The 13,348-nt window shown below is 61.7% G+C and carries 12 protein-coding genes; 2 read left to right on the forward strand and 10 right to left on the reverse strand.

Annotated elements, in window-relative coordinates:
* Positions 1-56: 56 nt before the first annotated feature.
* From NTD85_RS14640 to plsB, 4 genes are all read right to left on the reverse strand, one after another.
* Complete coding sequence (locus tag NTD85_RS14640; protein ID WP_086792179.1) at positions 57-746, reverse strand: DUF4197 domain-containing protein; 690 nt, start codon at positions 744-746, stop codon at positions 57-59.
* Between the two features lie 21 nt (positions 747-767).
* A complete protein-coding gene (locus NTD85_RS14645) occupies positions 768-1,166 on the reverse strand; it encodes a YbaY family lipoprotein (protein WP_003222082.1) in 399 nt (132 codons plus the stop codon).
* 51 nt (positions 1,167-1,217) lie between these two features.
* Positions 1,218-1,868 (reverse strand): hypothetical protein, encoded by a 651-nt coding sequence (locus NTD85_RS14650; RefSeq protein ID WP_262142502.1) that lies wholly within the window; start codon positions 1,866-1,868, stop codon positions 1,218-1,220.
* A gap of 133 nt (positions 1,869-2,001) precedes the next feature.
* Positions 2,002-4,500: a glycerol-3-phosphate 1-O-acyltransferase PlsB gene (gene plsB, locus NTD85_RS14655; RefSeq protein WP_003222085.1), complete on the reverse strand. Its 2,499-nt coding sequence runs from the start codon at positions 4,498-4,500 to the stop codon at positions 2,002-2,004.
* 236 nt (positions 4,501-4,736) lie between these two features.
* Between plsB and NTD85_RS14660 the strand changes: the two genes are divergently transcribed.
* Positions 4,737-4,946 (forward strand): cold-shock protein, encoded by a 210-nt coding sequence (locus NTD85_RS14660; protein ID WP_003222087.1) that lies wholly within the window; start codon positions 4,737-4,739, stop codon positions 4,944-4,946.
* Positions 4,947-5,077: 131 nt separating this feature from the next.
* On the opposite strand, the gene NTD85_RS14665 is transcribed toward NTD85_RS14660, so the two are convergent.
* The 4 genes from NTD85_RS14665 to NTD85_RS14680 form a co-directional block, all read right to left on the reverse strand.
* Positions 5,078-5,455: a hypothetical protein gene (locus tag NTD85_RS14665; RefSeq protein ID WP_003222089.1), complete on the reverse strand. Its 378-nt coding sequence runs from the start codon at positions 5,453-5,455 to the stop codon at positions 5,078-5,080.
* A 75-nt stretch (positions 5,456-5,530) separates the two neighbouring features.
* Complete coding sequence (locus tag NTD85_RS14670) at positions 5,531-6,340, reverse strand: putative RNA methyltransferase (protein WP_003222091.1); 810 nt, start codon at positions 6,338-6,340, stop codon at positions 5,531-5,533.
* Positions 6,340-7,491 (reverse strand): succinyl-diaminopimelate desuccinylase, encoded by a 1,152-nt coding sequence (gene dapE / locus NTD85_RS14675; RefSeq protein WP_003222093.1) that lies wholly within the window; start codon positions 7,489-7,491, stop codon positions 6,340-6,342. Before dapE ends, NTD85_RS14670 begins: the two co-directional genes overlap by 1 nt.
* A gap of 238 nt (positions 7,492-7,729) precedes the next feature.
* A complete protein-coding gene (locus tag NTD85_RS14680; RefSeq protein ID WP_262142503.1) occupies positions 7,730-10,321 on the reverse strand; it encodes a glycosyltransferase in 2,592 nt (863 codons plus the stop codon).
* A gap of 381 nt (positions 10,322-10,702) precedes the next feature.
* Between NTD85_RS14680 and tcdA the strand changes: the two genes are divergently transcribed.
* The gene (gene tcdA, locus NTD85_RS14685) at positions 10,703-11,521 is read left to right on the forward strand and encodes a tRNA cyclic N6-threonylcarbamoyladenosine(37) synthase TcdA (protein ID WP_262142505.1); all 819 of its coding nucleotides are present in this window, start codon (positions 10,703-10,705) and stop codon (positions 11,519-11,521) included.
* Between the two features lie 99 nt (positions 11,522-11,620).
* On the opposite strand, the gene NTD85_RS14690 is transcribed toward tcdA, so the two are convergent.
* Complete coding sequence (locus tag NTD85_RS14690) at positions 11,621-12,025, reverse strand: SufE family protein (protein WP_262142507.1); 405 nt, start codon at positions 12,023-12,025, stop codon at positions 11,621-11,623.
* The gene (locus NTD85_RS14695; RefSeq protein WP_262142508.1) at positions 12,022-13,227 is read right to left on the reverse strand and encodes an aminotransferase class V-fold PLP-dependent enzyme; all 1,206 of its coding nucleotides are present in this window, start codon (positions 13,225-13,227) and stop codon (positions 12,022-12,024) included. The genes NTD85_RS14690 and NTD85_RS14695 overlap by 4 nt, the downstream gene beginning before the upstream one ends.
* Positions 13,228-13,348 lie beyond the last annotated feature (121 nt).

The raw sequence follows: 13,348 nt of genomic DNA on the forward strand, positions 1-13,348 counted from the left end.
TAAAAAGCCCGCTGACCTTCACAGGTTCAGCGGGCTTTTTCGTGCCGCGGCAAAAATTACAAGGTGCCGAACACTTTCTTCGCCAGACCCGTCGCTGCAGCGGCGGGATTCTTGCGGATGGTTTCTTCCTGTTTGCCGATCATTTCGAACAGGCCGTTCAGCGCTTGTTCGGTGACGTAGTTTTCGACGTTGGCGCTTTTTGCGTCCACCACGCCCAGGGTCGCGGCCTGGCCGGCGAAGGCGTTGTACTTTTGTGCTACGCCGACTTTGTCGGTGGCTTGTTTGACGATGGGCAGGAACTTGGCGCGGATTTGTTCGCGGCTGGTTTTGTCCAGGTATTGGGTGGCCGAATCGGTGCCGCCGCTGAGGATGCCCTTGGCGTCGGCCACGGTCATTTTCTTCACGGCGTCGACGAGGATCGGTTGGGCCTGGGTCACGGCGCTTTCCGCGGCTTTGTTCATCGCGGTTTCGAGTTCGTCGACCTGGGCGCCCATGCCGAAGGCTTTCATCTTGCCGGCGACTTTACCGAGTTTGCCCGGCAGTTCGATTTTCACCTCCGGGTTGTTGCTGAAGCCGCCCGGAGTGCCGAGTTGTTTGACGGCGATTTGCGCGCCTTGGGTCAGGGCATCCTTGAGGCCGCCGGTGGCGTCTTGTTGCGAGAGGTCGCTGAGCGACAGTGCCAGGGCGCTGGCAGAGATCATCAGGCCCGCGCACAGGCCGGCGAAGCGAAGGGTAGGGCGGAGCATGGCAGCTTCCTTGAAAGACAATTAGCGAATGGCGTCGACGCGGATTTTCAGCGGCTGCGGATCGTTGCCGTCCAGTTGCACGGCGTGGTTCTCGGTGGTGATGAACATCAGCTCGCCGTTGACTTCGATGCGCGCGCTGACCGAGTAGCGGTGGCCGGGTTTGACCTGGGCCGGATCGTAACTCAAGTGGAACGGCAGCGGCACCTGGCCTTTGACCGGGCCTTTCTGTTCGTCGAGGACCACCGCCGGGGCGTCGGCCAGCGATACGTCCTGCAGACTCACGCTCAGGGTCGCGCTCGGTGGCAGGGCGATGCGTTGCAGGTAGAACACTTCGCCATCGAGGCCGACCTTGCCGGCGGGGGTGGTCGACTGGCAGGCGCTCAACAGGGTAGCTGCGGCGAGGAGGGTGAGTTTTTTCATTGGGGACCTCTGAGACGTTTGCGCCGGAAGAATCCCGGCGCCGAAGGAAATCTAGCGGATTTTGGCGTCAGCGTCAGTGAACAAACGTAAGGGTTTTTCCAGCCAATGCATCAGGGCCTGAAATGACCACGCCTGTTGTTCGCGTGTGACAGGGGACAGTTCAATCGATCCCGGTGAAACCGGAACCGCTTGGTGGTAGCGGTTTTCAACGGCGCTCAGCACATAACGTTTGCCAGGGATGACACTGTCCGGATCGTATTTCAGATAAAACGAAGTGGCGGTCTGTTCGTCATGGTTGACGCGTACCAGTTCAACTTGCGGCTGCTCGAGTTCATGCAATCTGATGGTCACGGCTTCTTCAGCCGGGACCGTCGTGGGTTCCTGTACTTCGACATAAAGTTGCCCGATCGGGCTCAAGTGCAAGGTCTGGCGATGCGGCGCCTTGTTGACGGTGACGAAGTAGTCCAGCTCGATCAGCAACGGTTGGCGGTTGTGAAGCATCTGGACATTGACCTGATACTTCACGCCCACATCGCTGTAAGGGTGGGGAAAGTCAAACTTCCATCCGGCGTCATAGAGCGAAGCATGGCGCCAGTCCTTGATCGTGACGGGCGCTGCAGAGTTGACGCGTTTGACGCTGACCCGCGTTTCGCTGATGCCGCCCTGTGGGGCAACAAAGTCCGCTGGCAGACTGAAGTTCAAAGTGACGCTGGGGGGTTGTTGATTTAACAGGCTCATCTCGATATCCGTATCGTGATTGGTTGATGGCGCCTATTAATTCATGAATCAACTAACGGGGCCATTGCAGGGCGTCCCCGTTAGTTGTCGGCAAGTTTCAGACTTGCGGCGCATCCGCTGTTTCGGCGGCATCTTCACTGCGATGCAGGGCTACCTGACGAATCGACAAACGAATCTCCGCCGGCAATACGCGTTTGGCCGCGCCTTCGGCCAGTTCGCCGAGCAGTTCGTGGTAGCTCAGCTTGCCGGCTTCGTCGCGGCGCAGCACGTCGAGGTCGAGCAGGGTCTGGATGAAGTGGCGGAACAGGCTCTTGTCGAAGAACTCCGGGGCGTTCAAACCGTGGAGGATCGACAGGCGCTGGGCCATGACCGTGCACAGGTCTTCCAGCTCTTCGGCGCTGATGCTGTGCTGGCCGCTGTTGAGCAGCAAGGACACGGTCATGTAGAAGCGCTGCAGGGTCTGGGCGATGCTTTTCGACAGCAGGGTCAGCAGCACAAAGTGCCGCGAACTTGGCGCCGGACGCATATACACGTCCTTCTCGAAGCGCAGCAGGCCTTGCTCGACGAAGGCTTCCAGCCATTGATCGACCACGGCGTCGAGTTCGTCCAGGCTCCAGCGAATGAACAGCTCCGCCTGCAAGTACGGATACAGCGCGCGGGTGTAGCGCAGGATCTGTTCGCGGCTCATGCGCGAGGTGCTCTGGAAGAAGCTCGCCAGCAGCGCCGGCAGGGCGAAGATGTGCAGCACGTTGTTGCGGTAGTAGGTCATCAGGACGGCGTTCTGCTCGTCCAGATAGAGAATCTTGCCCAGCGCATCGTTCTGCTCGGACAGCAGATCCATGTCCTTCACGTGTTCGATCAGCGCACGGCCATCGCCTTCCGGCAGGGTCGTGTGTGGCGAGTACGGGACTTTGCGCAGCAGCGCCAGATACAGATCCAGCACCCGCGCCATGGCCCGATCGTCCAGTGCCAAGCGAGTGGTCGAGAGCAGCGCCAGCGCCACCAGATTGACCGGGTTGATCGCCGCCGCTTCGTTCAGGTGCTGTGCGACTTTCTCGCCGAGGCGATTGGTGGCTTCGTTGAGCCACGCCGGTTTGTACTGAGGGCCGAGTTCCTGTTGGCGCCAATCCGGCTGTTCGCTGTCGAGGAACTCCGCGAGTTTGATCGGCTCGCCGAAGTTCACCGCGACCTGACCGAAGCGCTGCTTGAGCGCGCCGATGACTTTGAAGATGTCGAAGATCGACTCTTTCTTCTTGCTCGCGCCGCGCAGTTCGCCGAGGTAAGTACGACCTTCAAGCACGCGCTCGTAACCGATGTACACCGGCACGAAGACGATCGGCATGCGCGACGAGCGCAGGAAGCTGCGCATGGTGATCGCGAGCATCCCGGTTTTCGGTTGCAGCATGCGCCCGGTGCGCGAGCGGCCGCCCTCGACGAAGTATTCGACCGGGAAGCCTTTGGTGAACAGGGTGTGCAGGTATTCGTTGAACACCGAGGTGTACAGCGGATTGCCCTTGAACGTCCGGCGCATGAAGAACGCGCCGCCACGCCGCAGCAGGCTGCCGATCACCGGCATGTTGAGGTTGATTCCGGCGGCGATGTGCGGCGGGGTCAGGCCGTTGCGGAACAGCAGGTACGAGAGCAGCAGGTAGTCGATGTGGCTGCGGTGGCACGGCACGTAGATCACTTCGTGACCCTGAGCGACCTTCTGCACGCCTTCGATGTGGTTGACCTTGATCCCGTCGTAGATCTTGTTCCAGAACCAGCTCAGCACCACTTCGAGGAAGCGGATCGCGGTGTAGGTGTAGTCCGAGGCGATCTCGTTGCCGTAGCGCAACGCCTGGGCCTTGGCTTTTTCCAGAGAGATGTTCTCGCGCTCGGCCTCTTCAACGATCGCTTGCTTGACCAGTGGCTGGTTGAGCAGGCCCTTGACCAGATTGCGCCGGTGGGAAATGTCCGGGCCGATCACCGCGGCTTTGAGGTTGCGGAAATGCACGCGCAGGATGCGCTGGGCCATGCGCACGGTGCGCTCGTGGCCCTTGTTGTGGTCGATCAGTTCGCGCAGGTGGATCGGCGCGGAGAACTGCACGCGCGTCTTGCGCCCGAGGACGATGATGCTCAGCAGCCGGCGCAAACGCCCGGTGACCGCCCAGCTGTCGGCGAACAGCAGCTTCCACGGACTGTTTTCGCTGTCCGGCGACTGGCCCCAGAACACGCTGACCGGAATGATCTGCGCGTCTTCGGCGGCGTTCTGGGTCAGGGCGCTGACCAGGCGGGTCAGGGTCGGCGGTGCGCCGCGCTTGTCTTGACGGCCGAGCCAGTCCGGGTCCGGCGTCAGGTAGAAAAACGCCGCCGGTTCGATCAACGGCCCGACCGACACCGGCAGCACCGGACGCGGCAGGCCGGCCTTGGTGCACTCGGTGTCGACTACTGCCAGATCGGTGAGCGATGGATTTTGCAGGACGTAGAACACCGGACGACTGCGGTCGAGGTTGAGGGTGAACGACGACTGGTTGATCGTCTCCGAGCGAACCCAGAGATACAACAGTCGGCGCAAGGTGCCAAACACAAGACGGCGGAACGGGGAACGGGTCATACGGCTTCTGCGTGAGTTGATAAAACCGAGCAGATGCTCGGGGGCGGACAGTGTGCCGGATTCATCGAAAATCGGCAAAAAAGCGGCGAAGTAAACTCCTGTTGAGAGTTTTCGTGCCTGTCATATACTCGGCAATCTGTCGCCGGGGCCCTTTATGGACGTCGGGCGCAGTCTGACGTTCCGCAAAGGCTTTCCTGCGAAAAGCCTGTTCAATAATAAAAAAGGAGTATGAACAGATGGCAACACGTGAAACCGGCAATGTGAAGTGGTTCAACGACGCCAAGGGCTACGGCTTCATTCAGCGCGACGACGGCGTGGACGTGTTCGTGCACTACCGCGCGATTCGCGGTGAAGGGCATCGCTCGCTGACTGAAGGTCAGCAGGTTGAATATGCGGTGGTGACGGGGGAGAAGGGGTTGCAGGCTGAGGATGTGGTAGGTCTGTAATACAACGCTCCAAAACACCCCAAAACCAAATGTGGGAGCGGGCTTGCTCGCGAATGCGTCGTGTCATTCAGCATATCTGTAGCTGATACACCGCAATCGCGAGCAGGCTCACTCCTACATGGGATCTTCGTTTAAGCGGTCTTCCAGGTGATCTCTTCTTCACCGTCTTCGCTGATGCGAATCCAGCGATCCGCCGTCTCTTCGCCTTCTTCCTCGACCCACGTGCCCGGTGCGCAACGCACTTCGACGTTCAGCGCGGCAAAGGCTGCGCGGGCGCAGGCGATGTCGTCGTCCCATGGGGTCGCATCGCTTTCCAGGTACAGGCTGTTCCACTTGCCCACGGCTTTCGGCAACCAGGTCACCGGCACATTGCCGGCCTTGCATTTGTAGGTCTGGCCTTTCTGTACCCAGTCGCTGCACGGGCCCAGGGCTTCGCCGAGCCAGGCGGAAATCGCCTTGTGGTCGACGTCGGCGTCTTTCAGGTAAATCTCGATATCCGGTTGGCGCATGGATGTCCTCACTGCGGGTCTGAAAAATCCATTCGCGGATTTAGCCGGCCCCGGGCACTCGCCCGAGACCAAAAGTTATTGAAGAACGAAATAATCGTAGCGCATCGACACGGTGGTCACGAACGGCTCGGCCTGTTCGATCACTGCGGCGCGGCGTTCGGCACTGGCGCGCCAGCCGTGGGGTGTCATCGCCAACAGGTTGGCGCGATCCTCGGGCTTGTCCAGCGTCAGTTTGAATTCCAGGGTTTCGCTGTGTGCCAACGCCATGCCTTCCGGCACCAGGGCCAGATGCTTGTCGTCGGTGTATTCGCGCACTTCGTCGTACAGACGTTCGCGCAGTTCCATCAGGTGGCCGCTGGTCGGGCCGACCTTCATCAGGCCGCCGCCGACGCTGAGCAGACGCTTGGCTTCGGCCCAGTCCAGCGGACTGAAAACGCTGGCGAGAAACTGGCAACTGCCCGACGCCAACGGCACGCGCGCCATGCTGGCGATCAACCAGGTAAGCGCCGGATTACGCTTGCAGGCGCGTTTCACCGCCTCGCGCGAGATGTCCAGTGCGTAGCCATCGGCTTCCGGCAGGGCCTCGGCGATCTGTGCGGTGTAGTAACCCTCACCGCAACCGATATCGACCCAGCGCGCTGGCGCATAACTTGCCGCCAGTTCGGCCAGACGCTTGGCCACCGGCGCGTAATGCCCGGCGTTCAGGAAGTCGCGGCGCGCCTCGACCATCGCCTGATTGTCGCCAGGATCACGGCTGTTCTTGTGCTGCACCGGCAACAGGTTCAGGTAGCCCTGACGCGCACGGTCGAAGCGGTGGCCGGCGGGGCAGACCACGCCGTTGTCGACGCTGTTCAGCGGTTCACTGCAGATCGGGCACGCGAGCATCAGGCGAGCAACTTGATCAGGGTCTGGTAGTAGATCTCGGTCAGCACGTCGAGATCGGCCGCCAGCACACGTTCGTTGACCTGGTGAATGGTCGCGTTGACCGGGCCCAGCTCAACCACTTGCGTACCCATGGTCGCGATGAAACGGCCGTCGGAGGTACCGCCGCTGGTCGACGCCTTGGTCTCGCGGCCGGTGATGTCCTTGATGCTCGACGACACCGCGTCGAGCAGTGCGCCCGGCTCGGTGAGGAACGGCAGACCGGACAGCGCCCAGTCGATGTGCCAGTCCAGATCGTGTTTGTCGAGGATGTCGGCCACGCGTTTCTGCAGGCCTTCGACAGTGGATTCGGTGGAGAAGCGGAAGTTGAACACCGCCACCAGATCACCCGGGATCACGTTGGTCGCGCCGGTGCCGGAGTTGAGGTTGGAAATCTGGAAACTGGTTGGCGGGAAGAAATCGTTGCCATGATCCCAGTGCTCGGCGGCCAGTTCGGCCAGCGCCGGGGCTGCGAGATGGATCGGGTTTTTCGCCAGATGCGGATAGGCCACGTGACCCTGCACGCCGCGCACGGTGAGCTTGGCGCCGAGCGAGCCGCGACGACCGTTTTTCACCACGTCACCGACCAGCGTGGTGCTCGACGGTTCACCGACGATGCACCAGTCCAGACGTTCCTTGCGCGCCACCAGACGTTCCACCACCGCTTTGGTGCCGTGGTGCGCCGGGCCTTCTTCGTCGCTGGTGATCAGGAACGCGACCTTGCCCTTGTGGTTCGGGTAGTCGGCGACAAAGCGCTCGGCGGCGACGGTCATCGACGCCAGGCTACCTTTCATGTCGGCCGCGCCGCGACCGCAGAGCATGCCGTGTTCATCGATCACGGCGTTGAACGGTTCGATCTGCCAGGCAGTCACCGGACCGGTCGGTACCACGTCGGTGTGGCCGGCGAAGCACAGCACCGGGCCGTCGTCGTTGCCGTGGGTGGCCCAGAAGTTGTCCACGTCCTCGATGCGCATCGGCTCCAGGGTGAAACCGGCATCGCCCAGGCGCTGCATCATCTGCTTCTGGCAATCGGCGTCGACCGGCGTCACGGACGGACGGCGGATCAGGTCGATGGCGAGTTGGAGGGTCGGCGAAAGGTCGGCGTGGGCCGTCATGGAAAACTCCGGAGTCATGAATGTGGGCTGGGGCCACTGTGGGAGCGAGCTTGCTCGCGAAAGCGGTGTATCAGGCAACTTAAGGGTTGAATGTTACAAAGCCTTCGCGAGCAAGCTCGCTCCCACAGGGATTGGGTTCGGTCGGTTACACCGTGTATCCCGCCAAGCCCTGCAAAATGGCGGTTATCTTAAAGCAAAACGGCGACCATTGGCCGCCGTTTAGTGGATCAAAGAGGAATTAGACGACAGGCGCCGGTTCAGGCGCTGTTGCAGGTTTTGGCAGCGAGGAGAGGAACGCCATGATCAGCGCGGCCAGGTACGGCAGCGACTGCACCAGCAGCATCGCCACCCAGAAGCGCATGTCGTTGCTCGGAATGCCCTGCACCAGGTAGATCCCCAGCGCCGCGCCCCACAACAGCAGCATGATGAACAGCTCTTCGCGCGCTTCGGAAATCGCCACCCAGAAACCATGGTTGCCGGCGTTTTTCGGCGTGCGGAAGAACGGGATGCTGCTGGTGAAGAAGCCGTACAGCACCGCTTTGGCGATGGTGTGCGACAACGCCAGGCCAGCCAGTGCGGCGCAGAACGCATCCTTGAGGTTCACGCCGACGGCGCGACGGTAGAGGAAGATGATCTTGCCGACCTTGAACACGAACAGCGCCAGTGGCGGGATTGCGAAGATCAGCAGCGGTGGATCGACCCGTTGCGGCACGATGATCATCGCCGCCGACCACAGCAGGGCGCCGACGGTGAAGAAGATGTTCATGCCGTCCGCGACCCACGGCAGCCAGCCCGCGAGGAAGTGGTAGCGCTGGCCACGGGTCAGCTCGGTGTCCTTGCCGCGCAGCAGGCTGCGGGTGTGGCGCTTGATGATCTGGATCGCGCCGTAAGCCCAGCGGAAACGCTGCTTCTTGAAGTCGATGAAGGTGTCCGGCATCAGACCCTTGCCGTAACTGTCGTGGTAATACGCCGCCGACAGGCCTTTCTCGAACACGCGCAGACCCAGTTCGGCGTCTTCACAGATGCACCAGTCGGCCCAGCCCAGCTCTTCCAGAACCGAACGCCGGGTCATGGTCATGGTGCCGTGCTGGATGATCGCGTCGCGGTCGTTGCGGGTGACCATGCCGATGTGGAAGAAGCCTTTGTATTCGGCGTAGCAGAGCTTCTTGAAGGTGCTTTCGTTCTGGTCGCGATAGTCCTGCGGCGACTGCACCACGGCGATTTTCGGATCGGCGAAGTGCGGCACCATGTGCTTGAGCCAGTTCGGATGCACGCAGTAGTCGGAGTCGATCACCGCGATCACTTCGGCGTCCTTGGCGGTATGCGGAATCAGGTAGTTCAGCGCGCCGCCCTTGAAACCGGCCAGGGGCGAGACGTGGAAGAACTTGAAACGCGGGCCGAGGGTGGCGCAGTAGTCGCGCACCGGTTCCCACACGGCTGGGTCTTTGGTGTTGTTGTCTATGATCAGGACTTCATAGTCCGGGTAATCGAGGGCGGCCAGGGCGTCGAGGGTCTGTTTGACCATCTCCGGCGGCTCGTTGTAGCACGGTACGTGGATCGAGACTTTCGGTCTGTAGTCCGAATCGCCCACCACCGGCAGGAATTCACGCCGGCGCTTGTGGGTCCAGACCGCCTCGGCCAGTTCATGCGCCTCGGTCAGCAACACGATAAACACCCCGAGCGCACCCAGCGCCAGCAGGAAACCCACCGTCAGGCTGAACCACGTGCTGTATTGCTGGCTGTAGTCGTAACCGATCCACACCAGCACCGAACCGCAAAGGAACGCGATAAAGGTCAGGAAGGTGCGGCCACGCTGGCGCAGCGCCGAGCCGTCGATCATCAGCAGGGTCAGCGACAGCAGCGCCAGCACCACCGAACCGATGGCCAGCACGCGCCATTGCGGGATGGCGACGACCGGGCCTTCGAAGTTGAATTTCTGCTGGCGGGCGGCGTTGAACACGCCCCAGTAGGCGCCCACCGAACCTTCGTCACTGGCCTTCCACGGCTGGTCGAACGCTTCGATCACGAAGTAGTTGAAGCCTTGGCGGTTGAGCTTGTTGACCAGTGTGCGCAGGTAGATCGCCTGATCCGCCGGCGACGCGTCGGCGCCACCGCGCATGCGACCGTTGCTCGGCCAGCCGACTTCGGACAGCAGCAGGGGTTTTTTCGGGAATAGCTTTTTCAGGTCACGGGCACGGTCGAAGACGAACTGCCCGGCCTTGTCGACCGGGATGAATTCCCAGTACGGCAGGACGTGCGCAGCGATCAGGTCGACGTGCTTGGCCAGCTCCGGGTGTTCTTCCCAGACGTGCCACTGCTCGGAGGTGGTCACCGGCACTTTCACCGCCGCGCGCACCCGATCCAGCAGCACGCTCAGTTGCTCGGCAGTGATTTCCTTGCGGAAAATCGCCTCGTTACCGACAACCACACGAACAACGCTGCGCGAAGTGTTGGCCAGTTCGATGGCGCGCTGGATTTCCCGCTCGTTGCGTTCCTGATCGGGGCTGATCCAGATCCCGAGGGTCACGCGCAGACCGAACTCTTCCGCCAGTCTCGGGATGTCCTGCAGCGAACCGTCGACCGAGTAGATGCGGATGTTGTCCGTCAGCTTGCTCATGATCTCCAGGTCGCGGCGCATTTCGTCGTCAGTCGGATACTGATCCTTCTGCGGGAACTGGCCCTGCTGGAATGGCGAATAGGAAAAACCGGAGATCTGTTCCGGCCAGTTGGGCGCGGAGACCGGGCGGTTGATCAGCGCCCAGAAACCGGTGAACAGGGCGGCGATTGCCAGAACCACCACCAGGTTGAGACCAAATTTACGCGATGACATAGCTATTTCGGGTTCCAAAGGCTGTGGAACGAAGGAACGGATCGGCTTACGCCAAAAGGGCGCGAATCCTACACCGGCAGTTCACTGCTCGTACACCGGGCAGGAAAATGCCCGACATTGGGCAGTCCAACCTGATTTAAGTTCTTTAGTAACAGCTTGTAAGAGAAAACTTTGTTATTCAGTTATAGCAATTCCCGTGGCGAGGGAGCTTGCTCCCGCCGGACTGCGAAGCAGTCCGCTTTTCAAGGGCCGCTTCGCGACCCGGCGGGAGCAAGCTCCCTCGCCACAAGGCTTGCGCAAAACGGCGGCGTTCACCGTTCATAGCGTCAAAGATGCTCTTGGCCGCCGACGGCCCTATAATGCGCGCCGGTTTTTGGGGTAATGGTCATGAGTACAGAAGATCCGCGGTTTGCAGGCATCGCCCGTTTGTATGGCATCGAGGGCCTTGAGCGCCTGCGTGCGGCCCATGTGGCGATTGTCGGCGTCGGTGGCGTCGGTTCCTGGGCGGCGGAAGCCATGGCCCGCTGTGGCGTGGGCGAGATTTCGCTGTTCGACCTCGACGACATCTGCGTCAGCAACGCCAACCGCCAGTTGCATGCGCTGGACAGCACCGTCGGCAAACCCAAGGTCGAGGTGATGGCCGAGCGCCTGCGCGGGATCAATCCGGATTGTAAGGTGCATGCGGTGGCGGACTTCGTGACGCGCGACACCATGGCCGAGTACATCACGCCGAACATCGACTGCGTGATCGACTGCATCGACGCGGTCAACGCCAAGGCTGCACTGATCGCCTGGTGCAAACGCCGCAAGATTCAGATCATCACCACGGGCGGTGCGGGTGGGCAGATCGATCCGACGCTGATTCAGGTCTGCGACCTCAACCGTACCTTCAACGACCCGCTGGCTTCGAAAGTGCGCTCGACCCTGCGCCGCGACTACGGTTTCTCGCGCACCGTGACCCGCCATTACAGCGTGCCGTGCGTGTTCTCCACTGAACAGCTGCGCTATCCGAAACCGGACGGCAGCATCTGCTTGCAGAAGAGTTTTGTCGGCGATGGCGTGAAGCTCGACTGCGCCGGCGGGTTTGGAGCGGTGATGATGGTCACGGCGACGTTCGGCATGGTCGCGGCGACCAAGGCTGTGGACAAGATTGTGGCGGGTGTGCGGCGGCCGGCGGATCGCATCAAACCTCAGGTCTGAGGTTGTCAGTAATGGCCTCTTCGCGAGCAAGCCCGCTCCCACGTTGGATCTGTGGCGTTCACAAATCCCCTGTGGGAGCGGGCTTGCTCGCGAAGGCGATCAGCCTGCCAGCTCATTCATGCGCTTGAGCACGGCATTCAAGCCATTACTGCGCGACGGCGACAATTGCCGCGACAGCCCCAGTTGATTGAACCAGTCGGGCAAATCCACCTGCTGCAACTCGGTAGCGCTCAAACCGTTGACCCGCAACAGCAGCAACGCCACCAACCCGCGAATCATCCGCGCATCGCTGGCAGCGCTGAACTGCCAGTGGCCGTCCTGCAACTCACCCACCAGCCACATCTGACTCTCACAGCCATGTACGCGGTTGGCTTCGCATTTGTCCGCGTCATTCAGCGGCGGCAGACGATCGCCAAACTGCATCAGCAACCGTGCGCGTTGTTCCCAACCGGCAGCATTCTGAAAGGTCTGCAACGCTTCGGCGGCGGCGAGCGGCAGGCTCATCGCAGCAACTCCAGGGCCTGATCCAGCGCTTCGAAGAAATGCTCCAGATCCTCGGAGTCGTTGTACAGCGCCAGCGACACACGAATAGCACCGGCCAGCTCAAAGCTTTTCAGCAACGGCATGGCGCAGTGATGCCCGGCGCGCACGGCGATGCCTTGCTCGGTCAGCAGATGCGCTAGATCGGCGTTGTGCACACCCTCGACGACAAAACTCGCCAGCGCCAATTGCGGCTTGCCGAGCAGACGAATGCCGTTGCGCGCGGCCAGGCCTTGCAGCAGATAGGCGTGCAGCGCCGCTTCGTGGGCCGACACCGCGTCCTGATCCAGCCCTGCCAGATAATCGAGAGTGGCGCCGAGGCCGATCACGCTGGCAATCGGCGGCGTACCGGCCTCGAAACCCAACGGGGCAGGGCGGAAGCGTGAATCGTGATAATTGGCTTCCAGCACCATTTCGCCGCCGAACTGCCACGGCTGCAGTTGCTCAAGCGCCTTGTTGCGCCCGAACAACACACCGAGACCATCGGGGCCGTACAGTTTGTGGCTGGAAAACACGTAGAAGTCGCAACCCAGTGCCTGCACATCGTGGCGACCATGCACCACACCTTGGGCGCCATCGACTACGGTCAGCGCGTTGTGCGCCTTGGCCATCGCCAGCAGCGCCGGCAGCGGTTGCCAGGCGCCGAGCACGTTGGACAGCTGACTGACCGCCAGCAAACGGGTACGCGGGTTGATCAGACGCACAGCGGCGCCGAGGTCGATCACGCCGTCGGCGTCCAGCGGCAGGATCACCAGTTTCAGCTCGCGACGCTGTGCCAGTTGCTGCCACGGCAGCAGGTTGGCGTGATGCTCCAGGGCGCTGATGACAATTTCATCGCCCGGATGGAAAAGATGCTCAAGGCCATAGGCCAGGAGATTCAGCGCGCTGGTGGCGCCGTGGGTGAAGATGATCTGCCCGCTGTCACCGGCATTCAGCCACTGGGCAACTTTCAGCCGACTGTCTTCGAACGCCTGCGTCGCGTGGGCGCCGGGCAGATGCTGCGCACGATGCACATTGGCTGCGCCGTTGGCGTAGTAGTGCGCTAGCGCGTCGAGCAGGGCCTGGGGTTTTTGCGTGGTGGCGGCGTTGTCCAGATAGGTCTGGTCTTGCCGTTGCAGGGCGGCGATGGCCGGAAAATCGGCGCGCCAGGGGGAGGGAATCATCATAGGTTCAGCCCTGTGAACTTGGGCGGGGTGTACACCGAACCTTGTGGGAGCGGGGGGGGGGGGGGGGGGGGGGGGGGGGGGGGGGGGGGGCGGGTGGGGGGGGGGGGGGGGGGCGGGGGTG

Source organism: Pseudomonas sp. 13B_3.2_Bac1 (assembly GCF_025466205.1).
Lineage (GTDB): Bacteria > Pseudomonadota > Gammaproteobacteria > Pseudomonadales > Pseudomonadaceae > Aquipseudomonas > Aquipseudomonas fluorescens_H.

Bases quoted from the DNA above. Each gene is read 5' to 3' on its own strand.
- NTD85_RS14670 (WP_003222091.1), bottom strand. From the start codon at position 6,340: ATGCTCGCGTGCCCGATCTGCAGTGAACCGCTGAACAGCGTCGACAAC.
- NTD85_RS14660 (WP_003222087.1), top strand. From the start codon at position 4,737: ATGGCAACACGTGAAACCGGCAATGTGAAGTGGTTCAACGACGCCAAG.
- NTD85_RS14640 (WP_086792179.1), bottom strand. From the start codon at position 746: ATGCTCCGCCCTACCCTTCGCTTCGCCGGCCTGTGCGCGGGCCTGATG.
- NTD85_RS14680 (WP_262142503.1), bottom strand. From the start codon at position 10,321: ATGTCATCGCGTAAATTTGGTCTCAACCTGGTGGTGGTTCTGGCAATC.
- plsB (WP_003222085.1), bottom strand. From the start codon at position 4,500: ATGACCCGTTCCCCGTTCCGCCGTCTTGTGTTTGGCACCTTGCGCCGA.
- dapE (WP_003222093.1), bottom strand. From the start codon at position 7,491: ATGACGGCCCACGCCGACCTTTCGCCGACCCTCCAACTCGCCATCGAC.
- NTD85_RS14645 (WP_003222082.1), bottom strand. From the start codon at position 1,166: ATGAAAAAACTCACCCTCCTCGCCGCAGCTACCCTGTTGAGCGCCTGC.
- NTD85_RS14665 (WP_003222089.1), bottom strand. From the start codon at position 5,455: ATGCGCCAACCGGATATCGAGATTTACCTGAAAGACGCCGACGTCGAC.
- NTD85_RS14695 (WP_262142508.1), bottom strand. From the start codon at position 13,227: ATGATGATTCCCTCCCCCTGGCGCGCCGATTTTCCGGCCATCGCCGCC.
- NTD85_RS14690 (WP_262142507.1), bottom strand. From the start codon at position 12,025: ATGAGCCTGCCGCTCGCCGCCGCCGAAGCGTTGCAGACCTTTCAGAAT.
- tcdA (WP_262142505.1), top strand. From the start codon at position 10,703: ATGGTCATGAGTACAGAAGATCCGCGGTTTGCAGGCATCGCCCGTTTG.